This window comes from Acetobacter orientalis, from assembly GCF_000963965.1.
GTDB lineage: Bacteria > Pseudomonadota > Alphaproteobacteria > Acetobacterales > Acetobacteraceae > Acetobacter > Acetobacter orientalis.
Genome location: NZ_BAMX01000001.1, coordinates 26246 through 49407, shown reverse-complemented (window position 1 = coordinate 49407; position 23162 = coordinate 26246). Strand labels below are relative to the sequence as shown.

General features: G+C 55.8%; 15 protein-coding genes and 1 riboswitch. Of the genes, 6 read left to right on the top strand and 9 right to left on the bottom strand.

The window, feature by feature from the left end; all coding sequences use genetic code 11:
- Nucleotides 1-67: 67 nt before the first annotated feature.
- The 9 genes from Abor_RS00180 to Abor_RS00140 form a co-directional block, all read right to left on the bottom strand.
- Nucleotides 68-667 carry a histidine phosphatase family protein gene (locus Abor_RS00180; RefSeq protein WP_048839812.1) on the bottom strand — a complete coding sequence of 200 codons (600 nt, stop codon included), beginning with the start codon at nt 665-667 and terminating at the stop codon, nt 68-70.
- 160 nt (nt 668-827) lie between these two features.
- Entirely contained in the window at nt 828-2165 is a 1338-nt protein-coding gene (locus Abor_RS00175; protein WP_048839811.1) for a cobyrinic acid a,c-diamide synthase CobB, read from the bottom strand.
- The gene (gene cobN, locus Abor_RS00170; protein ID WP_084594283.1) at nt 2162-5902 is read right to left on the bottom strand and encodes a cobaltochelatase subunit CobN; all 3741 of its coding nucleotides are present in this window, start codon (nt 5900-5902) and stop codon (nt 2162-2164) included. The genes Abor_RS00175 and cobN overlap by 4 nt, the downstream gene beginning before the upstream one ends.
- A 27-nt stretch (nt 5903-5929) precedes the next feature.
- Nucleotides 5930-6979, bottom strand: coding sequence for a cobalamin biosynthesis protein CobW (gene cobW, locus Abor_RS00165; RefSeq protein WP_048839810.1), 1050 nt, complete (start codon nt 6977-6979; stop codon nt 5930-5932).
- On the bottom strand, nt 6976-7449 hold the full coding sequence (locus Abor_RS00160; RefSeq protein WP_048839809.1) for a DUF1636 family protein: 474 nt from the start codon (nt 7447-7449) through the stop codon (nt 6976-6978). Before Abor_RS00160 ends, cobW begins: the two co-directional genes overlap by 4 nt.
- Nucleotides 7450-7636: 187 nt before the next feature.
- A riboswitch (cobalamin riboswitch) is annotated at nt 7637-7896 on the bottom strand.
- Nucleotides 7897-7954: 58 nt separating this feature from the next.
- Nucleotides 7955-8620, bottom strand: a complete 666-nt coding sequence (locus Abor_RS00155) for a LysE family translocator (RefSeq protein WP_244877844.1) — start codon at nt 8618-8620, stop codon at nt 7955-7957.
- A 95-nt stretch (nt 8621-8715) separates the two neighbouring features.
- Complete coding sequence (locus Abor_RS00150) at nt 8716-9663, bottom strand: 2-hydroxyacid dehydrogenase (RefSeq protein ID WP_052946322.1); 948 nt, start codon at nt 9661-9663, stop codon at nt 8716-8718.
- A 2-nt stretch (nt 9664-9665) separates the two neighbouring features.
- Nucleotides 9666-10991 (bottom strand): MFS transporter, encoded by a 1326-nt coding sequence (locus Abor_RS00145; protein ID WP_084594282.1) that lies wholly within the window; start codon nt 10989-10991, stop codon nt 9666-9668.
- Nucleotides 10992-13400: a TonB-dependent receptor gene (locus Abor_RS00140; RefSeq protein ID WP_052946321.1), complete on the bottom strand. Its 2409-nt coding sequence runs from the start codon at nt 13398-13400 to the stop codon at nt 10992-10994.
- Between the two features lie 601 nt (nt 13401-14001).
- Between Abor_RS00140 and Abor_RS00135 the strand changes: the two genes are divergently transcribed.
- From Abor_RS00135 to Abor_RS00110, 6 genes are all read left to right on the top strand, one after another.
- The gene (locus tag Abor_RS00135) at nt 14002-15288 is read left to right on the top strand and encodes an NAD(P)/FAD-dependent oxidoreductase (protein WP_048839807.1); all 1287 of its coding nucleotides are present in this window, start codon (nt 14002-14004) and stop codon (nt 15286-15288) included.
- 68 nt (nt 15289-15356) lie between these two features.
- Nucleotides 15357-16061 carry a GntR family transcriptional regulator gene (locus Abor_RS00130; protein ID WP_232015013.1) on the top strand — a complete coding sequence of 235 codons (705 nt, stop codon included), beginning with the start codon at nt 15357-15359 and terminating at the stop codon, nt 16059-16061.
- Nucleotides 16062-16290: 229 nt separating this feature from the next.
- The gene (locus tag Abor_RS00125; protein ID WP_048839806.1) at nt 16291-18513 is read left to right on the top strand and encodes a M13 family metallopeptidase; all 2223 of its coding nucleotides are present in this window, start codon (nt 16291-16293) and stop codon (nt 18511-18513) included.
- Nucleotides 18514-18659: 146 nt separating this feature from the next.
- Nucleotides 18660-19601 carry a gluconate 2-dehydrogenase subunit 3 family protein gene (locus Abor_RS00120; protein ID WP_158319701.1) on the top strand — a complete coding sequence of 314 codons (942 nt, stop codon included), beginning with the start codon at nt 18660-18662 and terminating at the stop codon, nt 19599-19601.
- A gap of 3 nt (nt 19602-19604) precedes the next feature.
- Nucleotides 19605-21386, top strand: a complete 1782-nt coding sequence (locus tag Abor_RS00115) for a GMC family oxidoreductase (protein ID WP_048839805.1) — start codon at nt 19605-19607, stop codon at nt 21384-21386.
- On the top strand, nt 21383-23017 hold the full coding sequence (locus Abor_RS00110; protein WP_232015012.1) for a c-type cytochrome: 1635 nt from the start codon (nt 21383-21385) through the stop codon (nt 23015-23017). Before Abor_RS00115 ends, Abor_RS00110 begins: the two co-directional genes overlap by 4 nt.
- Nucleotides 23018-23162: the final 145 nt, after the last annotated feature.

Sequence of the window (23162 nt, the reverse complement as noted above, 5' to 3'; positions counted from 1 at the left end):
GCAACGGGGCAAGGTGGGTTGCCACTACAGTGCGGCTTATTACCCCTGCCCCTTTAATACCCTCATACTATTCTGCGGCAACAGGCACGTTATGTGGTGTATGCCTACCCAAGCCTGCATCGTGCCAGACCTCAAACAACCGGGCAAAGCCTTGCGGCATAGAGGGGGCCAATAATTCTGGCGTTTGGCCTGCGGCAAGGGCACTTAATAAGCGTAATGGCCCACCGTGTGACAGCACACACGCAGGCACGGCCGCCTGTTTTACATCGTGCCAGAAAGCGCGGGTACGCTGCGTAAGGGAAAGCCCGCTCTCGCCCCCCGGTGGCGCAAACTGTGTGGGGTTTGCAGCCCATTCATCAAGCTGGGTGCGGCTTATGTCGTGCCAGTTGCGCCCTTCCCACTGGCCAAAGTCCATTTCGGCCAAACGGGGGTCTATCTGTAACTCCATTTTGGCGGCACGGGCCAATTTTTCTGCCATTTGCCGGCACCGCGTTGCGGGCGAGCTATAAAGCACACGGCAAAAAGCCCCTTGCGCCAGCACAGACAGCCCTGCGGCCAGCCCTTCCCACCCCGGTTTAAGGGCAACATCTTGCCGCCCGTAACACACCCCTTCAGGCAATAAAACGGGTGCATGACGCACAAGCAAAACGGGGAAAGACTGCGCCATAATTCTCTCCTTAGGGCTTAGGCACCACATTGAAACACCACAGCCAGAGTGCCAAGACCCCTGTTTGTGAAATTTTACTTTACGGTGCCCTAACGCAAGACAACACCCTCTTTTTGCCTGCTTTTTTGGTAACGCCGTTATGCCTGCACCATAACGTTACTCACAAAAAAGTGAGATGTTGCGCCAGAACATGAAAAAAAGACCCTGTCACGTTGCCCCGCTGCCCGCCACATGGGCCAAGGGCTGTGCCATCGCCCGCAACCAGGGTTGCAAGTGGGGTATCTGCCCCTGCCTCCAGCACCGATGCATAATGGAATTCGTGCCCACGCAGGCACGCCCCTTTGGGGCCCAAAACACACTCCGCCTCTAAGGTGGCTTGCCGGTAGCCCAAATTCAACTTACGCCGCGCAAAAGAGGTGCTGTGCCCCAGCAGGCCAACCATACTGTGGCGCGTGCCTGCGGCATCTTCTAACCCTTGGCCAAGCACCATGTACCCCCCGCACTCTCCATGCACGGGGTGCTGGGTGGCAAACTGGGTTAACCCCTCTTTAAAAGTATGGGCGGCGGCAAGTTTGGCAGCGTGTAACTCTGGGTAGCCGCCCGGTAGCCAGCACGCCGTGCAACTCGGGTCTGGCGCTTGGTCTGCTAACGGGGAAAACGGTACCAGCTCCGCCCCCGCCTGCCGCCAGAACAACGCTAAATGACCATACAGGAAAGAAAAGGCGTCATCTTCCGCCACGGCAATACGTTGGCCGGGCGGAGGCAGCATGCTATGCATACCCCCCTGCATAGCGGCTTGCAGGTTGGGCAAAGGCTGAGCGGCGGCCAAAAGAGCATCTAGGTCAAGCTCTTGCTCGGCTTTATCTGCCAGTTTTTCAAGCCAGTCTGTTAAGCCACCATGTTCTCTGGCTTGCACAAGGCCAAGGTGGCGCTCTGGCAAAGGTTGGCCGGGTTGGCGCAGTAAGGTGCCTAGCACCTCTAGCCCTGCGGCCTGCACTGCGCCTTGTGTTAAACTGGCATGCCGTGCAGAGGCCACGCGGTTAAGCACAACACCCGCTACGTGCACATCTGGCTGCCATGTGGCAAACCCCTTGGCGATTGGCCCAACAGATTGCCCCTGCCCAGAAACATCAAGCACCAACACAACGGGTATGCCAAACCGTGCTGCAATATCAGCCGGGGCGCCGCGTGCCCCTTGGGGGGCCACAAGGCCATCAAACAGACCCATGGCCGATTCAACCACTAGTACATCAACCTCTTGCGTGGCGGCATGCAGTACGGTGGCCAGCAAGGCGGGGTTCATGCACCAGCTATCTAGGTTTAAGCCGGGCCTACCTGTAATGGCGGCATGGAAAGTGGGGTCTATATAATCTGGCCCGGTTTTAGCGGCCCCTACCCGCACGCCACGCCGTTTAAGTGCGGCCAGCAATGCCAGCGTAACCGTGGTTTTACCCCCACCAGAGCGGGGGGCAGCCACCATAAGGGCACGGGCGGTCATGGATTATGCTCCGGTTTGAGAGGTAAGGCTTGTAGCGCAACACCCGGTAAGGCCCTGTTTTGCACTGCATTTTTAGGGGCGTGTGCTGCGGTAGTCTTAGCTGTGGTGGTTACAGCCGGTGGCGTTGGGGTATCAAGCACATGGGCAACACTGTTGCCATGGGGGTGCCAAAGACCGCGTTGCCATGCCTCTGCAAAACGGGCGCGCATGGCCTCTCTTGCTGCGGGGTTAGCCTGTTGCAAAAAGCTATTGCAGGCCTCGTTCCCTAAGGTGGCTGCAAAAACGAGGTCAAACTGCGTATCAAACCGTTCTGGCAGGGTGGCAGCAAAACCGTGCAGGGCATCTAGCCCGCGGGCCAGCTCAGCCGCGCCAGCATAACCGTGGCGCTGCATGCCCTCTATCCAGCGGGGGTTGGCCAGCCTGCCGCGCACAACACGCGCTACTTCTTGCGCGGTGCTACGCAAGTGGGGCATTTGGGGGCGTGACGTATCACCATGCCAGCGGGCGGGGTTGGCCCCCATAGTGGCAGCAGCGGCGGCAAGGCCGCCTTCATGGGCTGCGTTTTCGGGGCTTTCCAGCATATCGGTTTCGGCATGGTCTTGCACATGCAGTACCGCAGTGGCTTGGCTTAGCAGGGTGCCAAAGGCCTGCACATCTTGCTGCCCATCGCGCCCGCCGCCATAAGTCCAGGCTGAACCAGCAAGCCACGCCGCCCCAAGGTCTTGCCTGTTTTGCCACGTTCCGTTTTGCAGGTGCTCTTCTACCCCCGTGCCGTAGCTACCACTGGCGGCCCCAAAAATACGGGCGGTAGCACGTTTTAGGGCCTCCCCCTCTAACCCCTGCACGCTGGCGGCAAGGGGGTTCCACTCGGGGGCTTCATCACGCGCGGCAAGAGCCGTAACCACTTGGTCAAACAATGCAATCTGGTCTGGAAAAGCATCGCGGAACAGGCCGGAAATACGCAAAGTTACATCAACCCGTGGGCGGTTAAGCACGGGAAGTGGCACAACCTCAAAACCCTGCACATGCCCGGTGCCGGGCGCGCGGGTTACCTCTACCCCCATAAGGCGCAGAGCTAGGGCCATATCTTCGCCGCCGGTGCGGAGGCTGGCAGAGCCCCATAAGTCCATTATCAGGTGGGTTAGGGGTTCGCCTTCTTCCTGTATATGCCGGGTGAGCAACAGGTTTTCCATTTTGCCAGCAAGCTGCATGGCAGAGGGCGTGGGTAGGGCACGGGGGTCTATGGTAAACAGGTTACGCCCGGTGGGCAGCACATCAACCCGGCCGCGGGTGGGGGCACCGGCTGGCCCTGCGGGTACAAACCGGCCTGCCAAAGCATCTTGCAAAGCGCGGCTTTCTGCCTGTGCACAGGCTGCCACGCGGGTGGTAATTTCGTGCTCTGTAAGCCACGGCAAGCCGGGGGCGTGTGCGGGTTGTGCTGTGTGTGGCACAGTGTTTTGCCCAGTGGGGTCTTTTACCCCACACGCCTGCGCAATAGCCGCAACAAGCGCTTGTGTTTTAGGGGCTGGCTTGCCAAAAATATGCAGCCCATCTCGTATTTGCAGGTCTTTTACATCGCACAAATATGCATCTAACCGGGCAAGGGCTTCGGCCTCGTCTTCATCACCCGGTCTTACACCGCTTTCAGCGAGTACACCGGTGCGGGTGGCGCGTTCTAAAATTTGTTGACGCAGTAAGGTGCCCCGCCGGGGGTCTAGGCCATCGGCCTCGGCATATTCATCTATCAAGCGTTCCAGCTCTTGCATGTCTGGGCTTAGGTCTGCCTGCATAACGGGTGGGGTCATGTGGCCAATAGTCACTGCGCCTAGGCGGCGTTTTGCGGTTGCAGCCTCTCCGGGGTTATTGACAATAAAGGGGTAAATAACTGGCATACTGCCGACAAGCCCCGTGGGAGCACAGGCCCCACTTAACGCCACCGCTTTGCCGGGCAACCACTCCAGCGTACCGTGGGTACCAACATGCACAAGGGCATCTAATTTTTGCACATGCTGTAGCCAGAGGTAAAACGCCACATAAGCGTGGCAGGGGGGGCTGTCGGGGTCGTGGTATAATGCCTTGCGGTCTGCCGCCTGCCCCCGGTCTGGCTGCACAGCTATGGTAAGGTGCTCTTGCACCACAACACGGTGGCAAAACTGCCCATTTTGCACCATTTTATCGTGCTCAGGTGGTCCCCACGCGGCCTGAACCGAAGCCATAAACGCAGGCTCTAACCTAGTTGCTAACTGCTGGTACTCAGCCAAAGATAAAAACGGTTGGCAAGGACTTTTGGCCAACGCAGCCACAAGGGCGGCCTGCGGCAAAAGCGTGCCTGTTTTATACCCATCATTTTGTAAAATATGCTGTATCGAACATAGGCTTGCAAATGTATCTAACCCTACCGCATGGGCAACATGGCCACTCTCTTGCGCCAAGCCAGCACCCGGATAGTCTGAAACCACAAGCCCTATTTTACGCTGTGCAGAGGTAAGGCACCGCAAGCGCAACCACCCCATAATGCGCGCAACCGTAAGGGCTATACCCGGCGCATAGGGCACGCGGGCAGCGGGGTGGCCGGGTGTTGCCTGCTGCCTAAAGGAGAGGGGAAAAGTGCTTATGCTGCCATCAAGTTCTGGTAAAACAGTTTGCATGGCTAAATCAGCCCGGGTAAGGCCGCGTGCGCTTTGTTGCCAAAGCGCTTGCGTGCTACCGGGCTGCAAAAGCTGAAAAACCGGCACACCACTTTGCACAAGTGGTGAATAACCTTGCTGGTTTTTAGAAGAAAACACCGTGCCATTCAGCACACAATCAGGCTGCACCTGCGCCAGATACGCGGCTACACCTTTGGCAACCTCTACCTCTTTTAACGAGGTCACAAACACCATATCAACCGCGCAACCGTGGGCCGCTAGGCTTTGGGCAAAGACTTCAAGCGCTGTATGGTCGCTTACTAATAAATGGGCACGGTAAAAGAGTAAAACGGCCCGTGTGGTTAGCCCTTTTGGCAAAACAGCACTACACGGCACATATGCTGCGCCGCATGTTTGGGGTGGGCTACCCCCCGCAGCATCTATGCTCTGCGGTGTGAGTGGGTTGGACGCCCTACCCGGTTGTGCACCCTTATGCGGGCCTAGCTGTGCGGCAAAGGTGCGGTACACGCCCCATGCGGGCACGGGTTCGGGCTGTGCGCCGTCATCTATCTCTAACCCAGCCATGGTGCCCATAAGGTGCAAAGCGCAGGCCATGTTACGCGGCCCACCCTGTCTAAAAAACTCTATAAGGCGTTTGCGTTTTTCTGGCTCAACGCTAGACAGTTCGGCAAGGCGTGGGTCGTCAGCTTGTTGGTTGGGGCTGGTTTTAAGGGTTTGGGCACACTCACCCGGCAACAGGGCTAGGGGCACCTTATTGGCACGGCACCAACCTGCCAGCTCTTCTGCGCCATAACGCCAATAGTCTAGGCCGCCCAGCAGGCGTACCACCACGCACCGCGCCTGTTGCAGCGTTGTGTCTATATACAGGTCTATAGACATAGGGTGCCGCAGGCGGGCAAGGTGTGTCAGTTGTAAACTTGGTGTTTGTACCAGCGGGTTTTCCGTTACCCGCTGATTATAGGCATGGCTTAGGCCAAGCAGGTCACTTTCTGTAAAAGACAGCACCACCAGATCAGCCGGGGGTAGGCCAAGGTCTTCGGCCTGATCTTGCTCATCTAACGTGCGGTTTTCTCTTACTAAAAGATGCATGCCACTACCCTGCCCAGCCTGTGCCCACTACCCTGCGGTGCTTAGGGCTGCCCGGATAGCACTTTCTGCCAAGCCTTTTTCACCAATAACCACAATACGGCCTGTGCACTCTGCACCTGCGGTTAGGGGGCGGTCAAACTCATGCCTAAAGCGGGTGCCAACGCCCTGCACCGCCAAACGCATGGGTTTACCTGCAACGCTTGCAAAGCCTTTCATGCGCAGCACATCGTATTTGGCGGCAACATCTTGCAGCAGGGTTAAAAAGCCTTCTACGCTGGTTTGTTCGGGCACGGTAGCAACAAAGCTTTCAAAATCATCATGCTCGTGCTCACCGTCTTCCGCATCGTGGTGAGACGGGCGGGCGGCAAGGTCTGCCTCGGCCTCTGCCCCAATACCCAGCAGCACAGCAGGGTCTACCTTGCCTTCTGTTGCGCAAATAAGGCGCACAGGGCGGGGGGCAAGGCGGCGCACTTCGGCCTCTACGCGTTCCAGTTCTTGGGGGCTAAGCAGGTCTGTTTTGTTCAGCACAATCAGGTCTGCGGCGTTAAGCTGGTCTTCAAACACTTCAGCCAAAGGGTTGTCGTGGTCGAGCGATGGGTCTGCCGCGCGTTGCTGGGCCACGGCCTCGGGGTCATCTGCAAAGCGGCCGGTGGCTATGGCCGGGGCATCGACCACGGTTATAACGCCATCTACCGTCATGCGGTTACGCACGGTGGGCCAGCCAAAGGCTTTAAGCAGGGGTTTGGGCAGGGCAAGGCCAGAGGTTTCAATCACCACATGTTCGGGCGGGTCTGCGCGGTCTAGCAGGGCTTCCATGGTGGGTAAAAAGTCATCGGCCACAGTGCAGCACAGGCAGCCGTTGGTCAGTTCTACAATATCGTCATCGCGGCAGCCTTCTATGCCACAACCGCGCAAAATTTCGCCATCTATGCCTAAAGACCCAAATTCATTCACTACCACCGCAATACGGTGCCCCTGCGCCTTGTGCAAAATATGGCGCAAAAGCGTGGTTTTACCAGCCCCTAAAAAACCGGTGATAATGGTTACGGGCACACGGGTAAGAGCAGCAGCACTCATGGTTTTTCGTCCTGTTCTTGGCTAATGGGGACTGGGTAAAGCACTGCAGGCACACGCCCCAGCACCATATTAGAAAGGGAAGCCGGGCGGCGAGATGGCATAACCGTGCCTTTTTTACTGCCCGCATAAAGCCGGGCATAGGTGAGCAGGTCTTGGGCTTTTTCTGGGCCGAGGTGGCCTAAAAGCCATGTCCAGCGGCCGGGCATGGCAATGGCGGCTGTGCAGCCTTGGTTGCACGCAGCCAGACACTCCACTGGCTGAATATCAACCCCAATAAGGGCCTGTTCGGGCGGGGCATCTGGGTGGGTTTGTTCTTGCGCCCGTAAGGCCAGAAGCTGGGCATAAAGCTGGGCACCGGGCGGGTTTTCCATAGCCGGGCCACCCCGGCGGCAGGTTGTGCACACATGCAAAACCGGGCGGGGGTGCTCTGTTGGGGGCGCTAGGGTAGAGGGCGGCGTAAGTGCTGACATTCTGCTTCCTGATACGGCAGAACTCCCTTACAGAAAGCCCAACCTTCTAACCGGGGTGCAAAAAACAGGCCCATTCTTTACCACGTAAAGAGCAGAAAAACACGGCGTATTACCCCGCATTATGTCGTGACCGGGCACCCCGCCAGAACCGACGCCTTAAAACCAAACGGCACCCCTTACCCAAACGGGCAAGCCGTGCCTGATGGCAGGTCTCCTGGCTTGTGGCTGCTGGCCTACGCGCCAAAGGCGCATAACACCAGCACCGTAACGCCCCCTTCCCTAACCCCTTTAAGGCCAGTGGGTGTGGCTGGCGGTAGGGGCCTGACACCGGGTTACGCGTAAACACACTTACAGTTGCGGGGGCAGCGACGGACTAGCACAGCCAAGGCGTGCGGCACCGTTCTTCCCTTTTCATTCCTTGCGGAACACCATCAGCACGAACAATGGCGGCAAATGCCCTGTTTTTCAAGGGCGGCACACCGGGCACCTTCTGTGCAAAAAATGCTCAACGGGTAGAAGAAGATACCGCAAGCTTGGCCCCAAAGGCAATAAAAACGCCCCCGGTTACCCTGTCCATTAAGCGCACAACACGGGGGGTTTTTAAAAAGCGGCCCAAAGGCAGGGTTGCCATAACCAGCACCACAAACCACACAGCCGTAAGGGCGCAATGCACAAGCGTTAGAAAGAAGGAGTACGGCCCTACCGCCGCCCCGTGCGGAATAAACTGCGGCAAGAATGTAATATAAAACACCCCAACCTTTGGGTTGAGAATGTTGGTTAAAAACCCTTTCCGTAAAAACCCGCCCGGTGGCAGGTCTTGTGCGGCTCCGTCTGCACCCGTGGTGGCACCGCTAAGGCTTTGGCGTGGGCTCATAAGCTGCTTTATGCCAAGGGCACATAAATACCCAGCCCCCGCCCATTTTACGCAATCATACGCTATGGCAGAGGTTTGCAATAATGCCCCTAACCCAACAGACACCATTGCCCCCCACAGCAACAGCCCCAGCATAATACCCACACCGGCCCGTATGCCGCCACCAACACCCCCCACGGTGGTGGCACGCAACATCATAACGGTATCAATACCGGGGGTTATGGTCAGCAAAATTGCTGCCAGCATAAAAGACAACAAAAGTGGGAGATCAACCACAACCATAGCGCGCCCTAGCATAAACACAGCTTTAAAACTGTCTTTACACCTAACAGGCTTAGGCGTTGAACAAAAGTACCGAGTGCCCTACCCCAATAACGTTTTAAGGCGCGCCCTTAATACCCTTGTGCCGGGTTATAGGTTAAAGGCACGCTTTCACCTGCTTCCAGGGCTTTAATAACAGACACCACATACCGTGCCCGCGCGGGGCGTGAGGCCTCAGACGCCACATGCGGGGTTATAAGCACACCCGGCACCGCCCATAGGGGCGATGTTTCAGGCAAGGGCTCGGTATCGAACACGTCCAGCACAGCACCATGCAGGGTGCCATCTTGTAAAGCCCGCACAAGGTCTGCCTCTACCACTACGGGGCCGCGCCCCACATTAATAAAGCCAGCCGGTTTACGCAGGTGTTGTAACAGGCTGTAGGTTATAAGGCCTTTGGTTTCGGGCGTTTCAGGCAACAGGCACACGAGCGTGTCACACTGCTGCAAAAACGGCACAAGCCCTTCTGGGCCAGCGTAGCAGGTTACACCTGCGCACTGCTTTTGGTGCCGGGCCCAGCCAAACACGGTAAAATCTGCCGCTACCAGTTTGCTTGCTACAAAGCTGCCAAGGTTGCCCAGCCCCATAATACCCACCCGTGTAGCGCTAGACAGGCGTGTAGGGGGGGCATTTTTACGCGCCCATTGTTTGGCCTGTTGTGCTCCGTACCACAGCGGGGCTTCACGCAGTAGAGCAAACACGGCCCAACGCACATAGTCTGCCATTTGGGTTGCAGTTTCATCGCCACCCATACGAATAATGGGTAATGCCTTAGGCAGCTCTGGGTCTGCCAAAATATGGTCTACCCCAGCCGCGGCACTTAATATGGCTTTTAAATTGCCCATTTGCGCTAACCGCCCCGGCTCTGGTTGCCACACCAGCACATAGTCAATCTGGGCCGGGTTTAAGGCGGGGTCGTACCAGTCTTTTACCTCAAGCTCTGGCATAAGGTCTGCAAAAAGCGCCTTCCATTCCGGAAACGTACCCGGCCCACCAGCTTTTACTGCAAGACACACCATGCCTACACCCCTTGTTTAGAAGAAACACTAGCCCGCGCAACCACCTTTTGCGAAAGAGCAAGACACACCAAACTGAGCATAACCGCAAATAACAGGTAAAGCCCCGGTATGGTTTTGTCATGAAAGCGTGAAATAAGCCACGACAGCACCATAGGTGTAAAGCCACCAAACAAAAGCTGCCCCAAAGCATAGCTAAGCGCTATGGCTGTTGTGCGGTTGCGGGGCAAAAACAGCTCTGCAAACAAAGCGGGCACAGACGCATAATAGCCGCAATATAAAGTGGTCACCAAAAAAGCCTGCACCAAAACAAGGTGCGCGCCAGAAGGGTACGCGACCAAAAATTTAAAAAGTGGCCATGCCATAACACCACCCAGCACAGCCATAACGGCCATCATACGGCGGCGGTTTATTTTATCACCCAACACAGCAAACAGGGGCGGCAATATAATGGTTAAGGCACCAGACACCAACGTGCCCATAAAAGAGGCCGCCTGCCCTACGTGCAGTTCTGTCCGGGCGAGTGTAGGCATATAAATATTAAGGTAGCTGCCGCTGGCCCCAGCACTCACCAGCCCCATTGCCAGTAGCAAACGGTAGGGTTCTTTTTGAATAATTTCTTTTAAAGGATGATGGTTTGTTTGCTGGCCAATAAACTCGGGCGATTCATCACTTAACAAACGGAGCCATGTGGTAAGCGGCCCCAATACCATGCCCAACGCAAAAGGCAGGCGCCACGCCCATGCGGTAATTTGGGCATCTGTAAAGGCTTGGTGCACGCACCACGCAATGCCAGATGCCAGCGTAACCGCCACCCCGCCAGCCGACCATTGCAAGCTGGAATATACCCCACGCCATTTTTGGCTACGCTCTGCCAGCATGGTCGCCGCACCGCCAAACTCTCCGCCCGCAGCAAACCCCTGCAACAAGCGCGAGAGAATAACCGCACACGGGGCCAGCAAGCCAATATGGCTATAGCTAGGCAAAACCGCCAAAATGCCTGTACCAATGGTCATAAGCACAGAAGACAACACAAGCCCATGCCTGCGGCCCTTACGGTCTGCATAAGAGCCAAGCCACGCGGCCCCCACAGGGCGGGCCACAAAGGCCACCCCAAAGCTGCCAAGGCTTAACAGCAAAGACCCTGCGGCAGAAGACACCGGAAAAAACAGGTGCGACAGCGTAACCGCAAACAACCCATATAAAATAAGGTCATACCATTCCAGCACGCCCCCCAATGTAGTGGCTACAAGGGCCAGCCACACACTTTTGTGGCTGGGTGGTGTGGCGGCAGCATTACCCACACCTGTTGCTGGCTGGCTGTTGCTCATTCAGAACCCCGCTGTGAGTGTAACCAGCCCGGTAAAATTACCGCCTGTAATGTAGGTAGGTGCACTGCCCTTTACCACGGTATGCCCATCTACCCCCATAGTGTTATGGGCATTGGTTGTTAACCCCCACGCACCAGAGAGATAATGCGAATTGCCAAGATTGGTCATGTTAAGCTGCAACTGTGGGCGTTTAAAAAACAACACATCGTTAAAGCGGTAGCCAATACCCAAATTGGCTGTTTCGTATGAGGGGATTTTCTCATCATTCATAAAGGTCGAATATTCAGACCCAATATAATTGAAGGAGAAGTTTCCAAAAACATGCCCATCATCATACGACAGCCCGATAGAGCCTGAAAACTTGGGGCTAAGCACAGCGCGTTTGCCTGCGGTTGGCAAATATGTGCCGCCTGCTGCCAAGTTATTGTCTATGGTTGCGTGTAGGTACTGGCCAGAGAAATAGGGCGTAAAGTGGTGCCAGCGTGGCAGGCTAATTTCACCACTTATGCCGCGCGTGGTTTGCCCCCCACCATTAAGCGATGTGGTAATGGTTGTGCCTTCTACCAAAGAGCTGCTGGTAATTTGGCGGTTGGTAAAATTGTAGTTAAAGAAAGCAAGAGACAGGTTAAAATATTTTCCGTAATGCCTATAACCCAACTCTTCAGAAATAGAATATTCTGGCTTAATACCGCCTTTAACATGCTGTGTTGTCATGGCCCCGGTAGAAGAGCTGAACATATCAACCGAAGGTGTAATAGCCGCGGCCTCTCTAAACGCTGTTGTGCCGTTAATATAAATTTGGTCACGCGGGGTAAGCTGGTAGCTAATAGAAACACGCGGCAGCGGCTGTGCATCACTAAAGCCGGTAGCATAGGTTGCACCGGGCATAAGGTTGGTGGCCGTGCGGGTTATCATGGCTTCTTTAAACCCGGCAGACAGTTTTAAACGGTCATGCAGCAGAGAATATGTGTCCATAATGCTTATAGTGTTTGTCTGCTGTATCACGTGGGCATCCCACTGGCGCAGGGGCTGGCCAGAGGCTGTTAGCACGGGGTCGTTCCCCCAACGGTTGGCGTTACCTTGGGCGTCTGGCAAGGAGTATGTGGGGCTTTCAGCGTAGTTTATGTAAGAATACCAATACCCAAATTGCAGGTCGTTATGGCCCCTTTTCCAGTCCAGTATGGAGTTAATGCCAAAAGTTGACTCGCTAAACGTGTCGTTAGACTGCGCAACCTGCGTGCTGGCAGACCCTTCAGGAAACTGGAGCGGGCCTGCTGGTTCGTTACCCATATAGGCTTTGTTTTGGTTAAGCGTAGACCCACCCTGCACGGTGCCACTCACGTTAAACACATAAGGTGTAACAGACAGGTTTAGCCCGTCAGCCAGCTTAAACTTCATTTGTACGCTGGCCCGCGCATGGCGCCATTCGTATTGGTGAAATTTATAATAGTTGGTGTTACTACCAGTAAATTCTTTAGAATAGTTATAGCCTATGCCTTGGGCATTCCACTGTGCCATGGTGGGGTAGGTATACAGGTTTTCTTTTACATCGTTGTAAGACATAAAGGTGGTAATGCTGTTACCATCCCCCCATTTTTTATTGGCCTTAAAGTCTATATGCCAGCGGTGCAGCCCACCCGGCCCGCGCCAGTTAGAGGCCTGCGTGTCTGAAAATGACGCAAAACTGTTCACACCAGTATGGCCAATTTCACCACTATCAAGGCGAATAAATTCGCGCTTCATGTTGTTGCCGCCATAGGTCAGGTCAATAAGGCCGCCAAATTTTCTGCTTGGGTCGCGCAGTTTTTCGCTAATTAACCCGCCCACTGCACTAAATGTTGGCGCCATAAGGTCTGGTGCGCCGGGTGTTACGGTAACAGAGCCCACGTTTTCTGTATCTGCCCAGCCAGAAGAAAGGGGGGAGTAATATAGCACGTCAGAGGGGTTCATGCCCTCTAGTTCATACCCCAGTTCGTTCTGGTTCATACCACGAATAGACACACTCATGCGGTCTGTCGCGCCCGTAGGGTCTGCTGAGGCCACAATGACACCGGGGGTATTTTTAACCAGCGTGAGCGCATTGGTAGCGGGCGCTTGAGCGGCAATATAGTCGCGCGTTACACCACTTTTTGAAAAAGCCTCTGTCTGGCGGGGCATCATGCCACCCCCGGCAGACCGGCCAGTGACCCCGTTAGGCGTGACACCAGAGCTCACTGTAATTTCTTCTGCTTTGCCAGCCTGCACGGGGCCGCTTTTTTTATGGGCCGCAGGGGCATGCAATGCCGTGCTTGATAAAGCTTTTTTACGGCTGCTCTCTTTAACAGAGGCCGCAAAAGAGGGGGCTATACTGCCTGTTGCAACAGCCGCAGTACAAAGAAGAGTTACAGAATTAGCAGAAAGGCGGCGCACGTTCGTCTCCTGTCACAGTCCAAGGCTTTTTCGGTGTCTGGTCTGAGATCGCGCGATTTTTTGTTATGCTGCGCCACAGGGTGCACCCCACATAACAACCCCACCACACGAACGTTTCATCATCCCAATTTCGGTATACCGAGATTAGTATAACTTGGGGGCCGCCTGTCAATAATGTTTTGTATACGCAACTTTAAGTGCGTTATTTTTGACACAGTTTTTTATACAGAAATCTAAATTTATTGTTTTAAAACAATATATAACTAGAAAATTAAAAATGCGCTTATAGTATCATTCCGCTGGTCGCTCTTTTTGCCAAAATAGCAGAGTCTCTACGCTCCAACCAACTTCTACAGCGCATTCAACGCCCCGAATCCCGCCTACTTTTCAAGGTCTCATTTACAGAAAATAACCATATAATATCTGTTTTTCTCTTTAGATTATAAAATCATAGAATCATTAAAGCTATCGGAGCATGGTTTCAGTATACAAAAATATCTTCCCAAGCCCCAAACACCGCGTTATGGTCTCTTGAGTATACTGAAACACCCTTCCCGCGGCTTTTGTCCGCCGCCTTACACATCTGGAGCTTTCTGCACTCATGGCACAGCCCGGCTCACTTTCTTCGCATTATGATGTTGTTCTGGCCGGTGGCGGCATAATAGGGCTCAGCACAGCCCTGTTTTTGCGCCAGCAAGGGCTTAGCGTAGCCGTGCTCGACAAAGGCGCGTTTGGGTATGAGCAATCTAGCCGTAACTGGGGCTGGGTGCGCACAATCAACCAAGCTATGGAAGAACTGCCCCTAGCCGTTGCCAGCCGCCCCTTGTGGCAGCAATGGGCGCAAGAAGGGCAATTTGGGTATACACGCTGCGGCCTGCTTTCTTTAGCGCAAGATAAAGAAGAATGGGCCGGGCTTGAAACCTGGCTTAAAAATGCCCGCACCCTTGGTTTTGATGCGCGTGAACTTGGCAAGTCAGAAATTCACACACTTTTTCCGCAAAGCAAGGGCACATGGGCCGGGGCACTCTACAGCCCCGGAGATGGCCGGGCCGAGCCAGACCTTGCCATGCAGTTTTTGGCCAAAAAAGCACAAGCCGCCGGTGTGGTTCTTATACCCGACACCGCAGTAAAAAGCATAGACCTGCAAGGCGGCAAAGCGCATGGCTTTGTAACAGAAAACGGGCTTATAACCGGCTCTGCGCTGGTAGTGGCGGCTGGTATCTGGTCTCGGTGGTTGTGCAAAACTGTTGGTATTACTTTGCCACAGCTTAAGGTGACAGCCTCTGTTTTGCGCACAAAACCTCTTGAAGGTGGGCCAGAACCCATTATTGCCTCAACACGTTTTTCTATGCGTAGGCGGCAAGATGGCGGTTACAATATTGCCCAGCGCAACTCTTCAGTTACGCATGTCACGCCGGATTCCATACGGTTTATGAAATCGTTTCTGCCGAATTTTCTGAAACAGAAAAAACTCTTGAGTGTGAGGCTAGATTCAACATTTTTAAAAGAATGGCAGCAAGAAAAACAATTTGGCCCCAATGCCGCCAACCCGTTTGAAAATTTCCGCACCTGCGACCCCGAGCCAGACCGCAAAACACTGGCCCGCACCATGGCCCGCGTGCGTGAAGATATGCCCGCTTTTGCCAACGCCCAAATAGCAGGCATGTGGGCAGGTGTTATTGATGTTATGCCAGACGCCCTACCCGTGCTGTCTGATGTTGCACGCTACCCCGGCCTATATTTAGCAACGGGTTTTTCTGCACATGGGTTTGGTATTGGCCCGGCCTCTGGCCAGCTTATGGCTAACCTCATTACCGGCACAAAAGATACCTTGGGCAAAGAGCATTTTACCCTTGCCCGCTTTGGCTGCAACGGAGAAAAAGCCTAACACCCCTTTTCAGGCAGTGAGTGTTTGGGGTTATGATAGTAACCCCACCCTCCAGCATGCCGGATCGTATGAGCACTCACGCCGAAAACCGCTCCTCCACCTTTACTGGAGAAGAACTGTACGCAGCCCTACGGCGAGATATGATAGACAGCCGCGTTGAAGGCGGCACCCCGTTGCAAGAAGAAGATATTGCCCGGCGCTACGGTGTAAGCCGCACCCCGGTGCGTGAGGCGCTGCAACGCCTGCACCAAGACAAGCTTATTGGCCGCAAGGGCCGGTTTTACGTTGTGGTTTCCCCCACGCATGACAGCATTCGCCAAATTTACGAATTTCGTGAAGCCATAGAAACAGCGTCTGTAGCACTTTGTTGCGAACGCGCAGATGCCGCCTTGATAGAGGCCATGCAAGACTGCGTAAACCAGCAGGCCAAAGCAGCAGAAGAGCAGCAATTTTACGAGTTCGAGCGCCTAGACAGCCAGTTTCATGTGCTTATTGCCCAAGGCTCCAGAAACGAGTTACTGCAACGCCAGCTTGAAATTAGCTACGACCAGATCTGGTTTTCTCGGGTGGGTAATCTGGTGTCGCTCCGCTATTACTCCATCAAAGAAACGCTGGCCGGCCATCAACGTATTTTGGACGCCATACGCAGGCGCGACCCCGGCGTAGCCCGTGCAGAAATGTATACCCACCTCCGCAGTGCCATTTTGCTCAGCGCCCGCTCAGAAAGCAATAAAGCCCCCACCAAACGCCGCAAGCGCGTGGCAGAAGAGTAAGCCTGCCTTTTACGCCAACACACGCACACCACACCCACGCTTGGCACAGCATGCCCCGCTTTGGCGCGTGCCTTTTAGGGGCTGCACAGGCAGCATGTCTCGCATTTGTTACCCCTATAGGCACACACAACAAGACAGGGTTAGAGTAGTTATTCTGTAACACAACCAACAAAGCCGTGGGGGTGCTGTGTGCCTCTGCCCGGCTTTTTACCTTAACACAGGAGACCTCATGGCGGCTTTTACACAGCGTGTGCGCTTACCTTATAAACTTGCCCTTCTGCTTTCTGCCGGTTTGGGCTTAGGCGCACCTCTGGCCGCCACGCAGGCCGCAGAAACCCCACAACCAGCCACCCCGGCCACCAGCACACAGGCCCCAAGCGCTCCGGCCCAAACGGCCGCGCAGCCCGTAACCCAAACAGCCCCACAAAGCGCGCCTGCCGCCACGCCTAACGCTACGGCTGCGCAAGCCCCAACACCCAAAAACCCAGAAGGTTTTGGCCCTTGGGGGTTTGACCTAAGCGGGCGCGATACTGCCGCCCTGCCGGGTAACAATTTTTTCCAATATGCCAACGGCACCTATCTGGCACATCTGAGCATTCCCGCAGATATGACCAGTTACGGCCCGTTTAATGCGCTGGCCGAACTCTCCCGCCAGCGGGTGCAGGGTATTTTAAATGCGCTCTCAGCACACCCTGTTGAACACCCCAGCACTATTGAAGAAAAACTCGGCACGTTTTACGCGTCCTTCATGGATGAAAAGGCTGTTGAGGCACAGGGCATTACCCCCCTTAAAGCCGACCTAGACACCATTCGCGCCATGACAGATGCCAAAGCCTTTGCTGCCCTTGCGGGTACGGCGCAGGCGTCGTTTGCCATTACGCCGTTTTCTGTAGCAATTAACCCAGATGCAAAAGACCCCACCCGCTACGCCATTAATATAGACCAAGACGGCACCGGCCTGCCCGACCGCGACTATTACCTAAAGCCCGAATTTGCGTCCAAAAAAGCGGCGTATCAGGCTTATATTACCAAAGCCCTTACCCTTATAAACTGGCCAGAACCTACACAGGCTGCTGCCGCCATTGTAGCGTTTGAAACGCAACTGGCCCAAGCCCATTGGCCACGGGCAGAGCTGCGCGACCCGCAAAAAACCTACAACCCCATGACCGTAGGCGCTTTAGCCAAAGCCGCACCGGGTTTTGACTGGGTGACATGGCTTAAAGCCGCAGGCCTACCCGAAGAGGGGCTGGAAAGCCGCATTGTTATTGTAGGTGAACCCTCTGCCATTACGCGCGAGGCCGCACTTGTCGCTAAGGCCGACAGCAAATTGTTGCAGGCGTGGCAGGCGTTCCATACCGTAAGTGGCGCAACACCTTACCTGCCAAGCGCCTTTGTGCAGGCCCGGTTTGATTTTACCAAGGCCCTTAGCGGCCAGCCCGCCCTGCCTGCCCGCTGGAAACGCGGCGTACAGGCCACCAGTGCCGCTATGGGCATGGCTTTGGGCAAGGTTTACGTTGCGCGCTACTTCCCGCCAGAAAACCGCGCCGCCATGCAACAGCTCACCCAAGACCTTAAAGCGGCGTTTCGTACCCGCTTGCAGCATAATAGCTGGATGAGCAAACCCACGCGTGAGGCCGCCTTGCGCAAGCTGGATAATTTTGAAGTGCTTATTGGCTCACCCACCACATGGCGCGATTACACCCCCCTGCGTGTGACCAAGGGGGATGTATACGGCAACGCTAAAAACGGCATGGCGTTTGAATGGGCCTACTGGCTGGCCCATATTGGCAAACCCGTAGACCGTAACGAATGGGACATGACCCCCCAAACCGTAAACGCCTACAACAACCCGGTGTTTGACCAAGTGGTGTTTCCTGCTGCTATTTTGCAGCCGCCTTTCTTTAACGCCAAAGCCGATACCGCCATTAACTACGGGGCCATTGGCGGCGTTATTGGCCATGAAATGACCCACTCGTTTGATGATGAAGGCCGCCAGTTTGACGAACATGGCCGCCTGCGCGACTGGTGGACAAAAGCTGATGCTGAGCGTTTCCAAAAACTAGCAGACCGCCTTGGCGCACAATATAATGCCTTTGAGGTACTGCCCGGCGTGCATGTAAACGGCAAACTGACAATGGGTGAAAACATTGCAGACCTTGGCGGCCTTACCCTAGCGCTCGATGCCTACCATGCCTCGCTCAATGGCAAACCCGCCCCCGTAATTGACGGCCTGAGCGGAGACCAGCGCGTCTTTTTAGGCTGGGCACAGGTCTGGCGCGAAAAACTGCGTGAAGACACCATTAAGCAATTAGTGGTGACAGACCCCCACTCCCCCCCGCAAGCGCGCGTAAACCTGCCTATGCATAATATTGATGCATGGTACGCTGCGTGGGGCGTTAAACCGGGGCAAGCGCTCTACCTTACCCCTCAACAACGCGTGAAAATCTGGTAATTTAGGCGCGCTTCTTATTAGGGGGTAAACCGTAAACTGCCAGTTGGCCTGTTTGGTTTTGCCCCCAGCCTACCGGGCCACCAGACCCACTAAACGGGCCACACGCTGGTTACCGCCCTTGCCCCCCATTGGTGGGCTATGCTTGTTTGCAAACAACAGCACTCGCTTACCTAAGGGTAAGCCCGCTACCCTTTTGCCCCTGCCGCACAGGGCTACCCGCCCTATGGCAACAGCCCCTTGCCACCGTACGGAGCCAGACCCTGCCGCCCAAAGCCCCCACGCCCCCAAATTCTGGCCAGCCCTGCGCTGCCGCCACACCCGGCCCTTGTGGCACCCCTTTAGCGGGGCAGCACCCGGCCCTTGCGCACGGCGCAGGCCCCACCGCACGCCGCCGCCATGTTGTGCAGGGCTTGGGCACGGGGGCCGCAGCGTTGGCTTTTGGTACACGGCCCGCCCTAGCAACACCACCACAAACCAGTGCGCCCACGCCTACCAACACCGCCCAACCACCGGCCAGCACCGCACCCTTTTTTACCCCAGCCGAGCACGCCTTTTTGCAGGCCGCGTGTGAGCGTATTTTCCCGCAAGATGAGAGCGGGCCGGGAGCCATAGCCCTTGGCGTGCCCCAGTTTATAGAGCAGCAAATGGCCACCCCTTGGGCGCAGGGCCAAACATGGTACATGCAAGGCCCGCACATAAGTGGCCCGGCAAACCTTGGCTACCAGTTGCCCTATACCCCCCAACAGATTTACCGGCTTGGCATAGCGGGCACACAACACTGGGTACAAACCCAGCATAACGCCGCATTTGAAGCGCTACCCCCCGCCGTGCAAGACGCCGTACTTAGCGCGCTGGAGCAAAACGCCACCACGTTTGAAAACCTGCCCTCCGCCATGTTTTTTGAACAGTTACGCTCAGACACACTAGAAGGCGCCTTTGCAGACCCCCTACACGGTGGCAACCGCCACCTTGCAGGCTGGAAAATGATGAACTTTCCCGGTGCGCGGGCCGATTATATGGAGTGGGTAGACCGCTACGCCACCCCCTACCCTTACGGCCCGGTGTCTATCACCGGCCAGACAGGCTAAACCATGGCAGACAAAACACTCCCCCCCGTAGATGCCGTAGTGGTTGGCGCTGGCTGGGCTGGCAGCATTATGGCCAAAGAACTGTGCGAGGCCGGGCTGCATGTGGTTATGCTGGAGCGCGGCGGCCCCCGCTCTACCGCTGTCGATGGCGCCTACCCTAACTCTATTGATGAGCTAGAAGGTGCAGTGCGCTACAAGCTGTTTCAAAACCTTGCTACCAGCACTGTAACCGTACGCAACCGCATAGATGAGCAAGCCCTACCCTACCGCCGCCTAGCCGCCTTTTTACCCGGTGAAGGCGTAGGGGGTGCGGGCCTGCATTGGACAGGTGTGCATTTTCGCGCCATGCCCCAAGACCTACGCCTGCGCAGCCACGTTATTGAGCGTTATGGCCGCACTTTCATTCCCGAAGGCATGAACCTGCAAGATTACGGCGTAACCTACGCAGAGCTTGAACCTTTTTTTGACCGGGCCGAAAAAGTGTTTGGTACATCAGGCCAAGCCTATACGGTTGGCGGCAAAATTGTTGGCAATGGCAACCCCTTTGCCCCAGACCGCTCAGACGACTTCCCGCTGCCTCCCTTGCGAGATGTATATACGGCCCATCTGTTCCGTAATGCGGCAACACAGGCGGGCTACCACCCCTATGCCATGCCTGCGGCCAATGCGTCTCAGCCCTATACAAACCCGTATGGGGCGCAAATGGGGCCGTGTAACTTTTGTGGCTATTGCTCAGACTATGCGTGTTATATGTCTGCCAAGGCCTCACCCAATGTTAATATTCTACCCGCCCTCCGCAGGCACGAAAATTTTAGCCTGCGCACCCATGCGCATGTACTGAAAGTGCTGCTCGATTCAACCGGCAAAAAAGCCACCGGCGTTGTCTACCAAGATGCCCAGGGCAACCACATAACCCAACCTGCTGGGCTGGTTATTCTGGCGGCTTTTCAGTTCCATAATGTGCATCTTATGCTGCTCTCTGGCATTGGCACCCCCTATGACCCACAAAGCAATACCGGCACGGTAGGGCGTAACTTTACCTACCAGAACATAACCAACAGCACCGTACTTATGCCCCCCACCCGCAGCACAGACCAATTTATTGGCTCTGCCGGTGGTGTCGCGATTGATGACTTTAACTGCGATAATTTTGACCACGGCCCCCACGGCTTTATTGGTGGCTCGCCCCTATGGGTTAACCAAGCCGGTGTTAAACCCATAGCCGGGGCTAAAGGGGCCATAACCACAGGCCAACGCTGGGGCAGTGCCTGGAAAAAACAGGCCATAGACAGCTACCGCCACAGCTTTACCATTAACGCGCAAGGCTCCAACATGGCCTACCGTGATGTGTACCTAGACCTAGACCCCACATGGAAAGACGCCTACGGCCAACCCCTACTACGCATGACCTTTGACTGGAAAGACAACGACATACGCATGAACCGCTATGTTATTGGCCAGTTACAAAACGTTGTAAAAGCCCTAGATGCACGAGATGTGCATTACGGCATGCGCGAAGCCGGTAAACCCTTTGACGTGCGCGACTACCAAACCACCCACCTGTGCGGCGGCGCGGTCATGGGTGATAACCCCAAAACCTCTGCCCTCAACCGCTACCTGCAAAGTTGGGACGTACCCAATGTGTTTGTAATTGGCGCCAACGCTTTCCCGCAAGGTATGGGCTACAACCCTACGGGGCTTGTAGCGGCTTTGGCCTATTGGTCTGCCCACCATATTCGTACGCAGTGGCTTAAAGGCAATGGCGGCCCGTTGGTAACACCATGATGCACCACATGCCCCCCTTTACGCCACGCCCCAACGCCCAACCCCACCCAGCGCCACACGTCCCAAACCCAAAGGCGTGCCAAGCACAAAACCACGGCCCACATACTGCTGCCCTAGGCCGTAAGCACCGGCTTGTAGCCCTTATTACACTGGGCCTAATAAGCTCAGCCTTACCCGCCCCTTATGCAGCGGCAGCCCCCCACGGGGCACAAGGGCTACAAAACCCAACTACCCCCCTAAATGGCACCCTTACGCCAGAAGACCCATTGGGCCACCCCACAGCACCAACGCCCGGCTTGCCTACGCAACCAAGCCCCACCCAAATACAACCAAAAGTAGCGCAAAGCCCTATTGTGCCTTTACCCTTGGTTGGCCCGCAGCCCATTTTTGCCCCACCAGAGCACCCAACCACACAGGCTGAATGGGTTGAAAAAGGCCGCTACCTTGCCGCCGCAGCAGATTGCGCAGCCTGCCACACCAGCACAGCAGCCCAACCCTACGCAGGCAATGTGCCTTTTGCGCTGCCTATTGGCACGCTCTATGCCTCTAACATTACGCCAGACAAAACCCATGGTATTGGTGCGTGGTCAGAGGCGCAGTTTACCCGCGCCGTGCGGCAAGGCGTGCGCCCAGATGGCGCAACCCTTTACCCGGCCATGCCCTACCCCTCTTACGCCCGCATGACCGACACAGACCTGCACGCTTTATATGTGTATTTTATGCACGGTGTGCAGCCTATGGCCCAAGCGGCCAAGGCCAATGCCATTGCGTGGCCGCTCTCGCTGCGCTTTCCGCTTACTGTGTGGCGCTGGGCTTTTGCCCCAACACCCCAAGCGGCCCGCAAGGCTACATTAGAGCGGCCGTTTGCCACCCCCCAACAAGCCCGGGGCGCATATTTGGTAGAAGGCCCGGGCCATTGCGGGGCCTGCCATACAGAGCGCGGCCTTGCCATGCAGGAAAAAGCCTTAACCGCCCAAGACGGCCCCCGCTACCTAGCCGGTGGCAAAGCGATTGATGGCTGGCTACCGCCTTCTTTACGTGGTGAGACCACAACAGGCTTAGGCGCATGGTCTGCTGCCGAAATTACAGCTTTTTTGCAAACGGGCCGCACCCAACGGGGTAGCGCCTTTGGCGGTATGGACACCGCCGTACACCACGGCACCCAATACCTGACCGAGGCAGACCTTGCCGCAATGGCCAGCTACCTTAAAACCCTGCCAGCCGCCCAGCAGCAAGCGCCCTACAAACCGGACCAAGCCGCCACCAAAGCACTTTTAAGTGGGGGCAGGCTCACCCAAGGCCAACGTTTGTACCTAGATAACTGCGCCGCCTGCCACCGGGCCAGCGGAGCGGGCTTTGCGCCGGTCTTTCCGCCCCTAGCAGGCAACCCCGTGGTACAAACCGACAGTGCGGAATCGGTTGTGCATATTATTCTTTCAGGCAGCACGCTGCACGGTACACAACAAGCCCCCTCGGCCTTTACCATGCCCGGCTTTGCCACCCGCCTGACAGATAACCAAATAGCCATACTCGCAAGCTTTATACGCCACGCATGGGGCAATAACGCACCCGCTGTCACAGAGCTAAGCGTGCGCCAACTGCGCAAAACCTTAACAAACACAGAGCAGTAACGCCCATAATATCCCCCCGCGGGCCAGCTTGTGTTTGGCCCGTGGGGGGAGAATACCCTTACAAGCCCGTACAAACTTAGGGCCCTATTCAGCACCGCACACCAAGCGGGCACTACGGGCTAACACGCTTACTTTAAGGCCCCTA

Coding starts and splice junctions, on each gene's coding strand:
- Abor_RS00130 (WP_232015013.1), top strand. CDS start 15,357: ATGAGCACTCACGCCGAAAACCGCTCCTCCACCTTTACTGGAGAAGAA.
- cobW (WP_048839810.1), bottom strand. CDS start 6,979: ATGAGTGCTGCTGCTCTTACCCGTGTGCCCGTAACCATTATCACCGGT.
- Abor_RS00135 (WP_048839807.1), top strand. CDS start 14,002: ATGGCACAGCCCGGCTCACTTTCTTCGCATTATGATGTTGTTCTGGCC.
- Abor_RS00125 (WP_048839806.1), top strand. CDS start 16,291: ATGGCGGCTTTTACACAGCGTGTGCGCTTACCTTATAAACTTGCCCTT.
- Abor_RS00155 (WP_244877844.1), bottom strand. CDS start 8,620: ATGCTAGGGCGCGCTATGGTTGTGGTTGATCTCCCACTTTTGTTGTCT.
- Abor_RS00115 (WP_048839805.1), top strand. CDS start 19,605: ATGGCAGACAAAACACTCCCCCCCGTAGATGCCGTAGTGGTTGGCGCT.
- Abor_RS00150 (WP_052946322.1), bottom strand. CDS start 9,663: ATGGTGTGTCTTGCAGTAAAAGCTGGTGGGCCGGGTACGTTTCCGGAA.
- cobN (WP_084594283.1), bottom strand. CDS start 5,902: ATGCATCTTTTAGTAAGAGAAAACCGCACGTTAGATGAGCAAGATCAG.
- Abor_RS00110 (WP_232015012.1), top strand. CDS start 21,383: ATGATGCACCACATGCCCCCCTTTACGCCACGCCCCAACGCCCAACCC.
- Abor_RS00175 (WP_048839811.1), bottom strand. CDS start 2,165: ATGACCGCCCGTGCCCTTATGGTGGCTGCCCCCCGCTCTGGTGGGGGT.
- Abor_RS00145 (WP_084594282.1), bottom strand. CDS start 10,991: ATGAGCAACAGCCAGCCAGCAACAGGTGTGGGTAATGCTGCCGCCACA.
- Abor_RS00160 (WP_048839809.1), bottom strand. CDS start 7,449: ATGTCAGCACTTACGCCGCCCTCTACCCTAGCGCCCCCAACAGAGCAC.
- Abor_RS00180 (WP_048839812.1), bottom strand. CDS start 667: ATGGCGCAGTCTTTCCCCGTTTTGCTTGTGCGTCATGCACCCGTTTTA.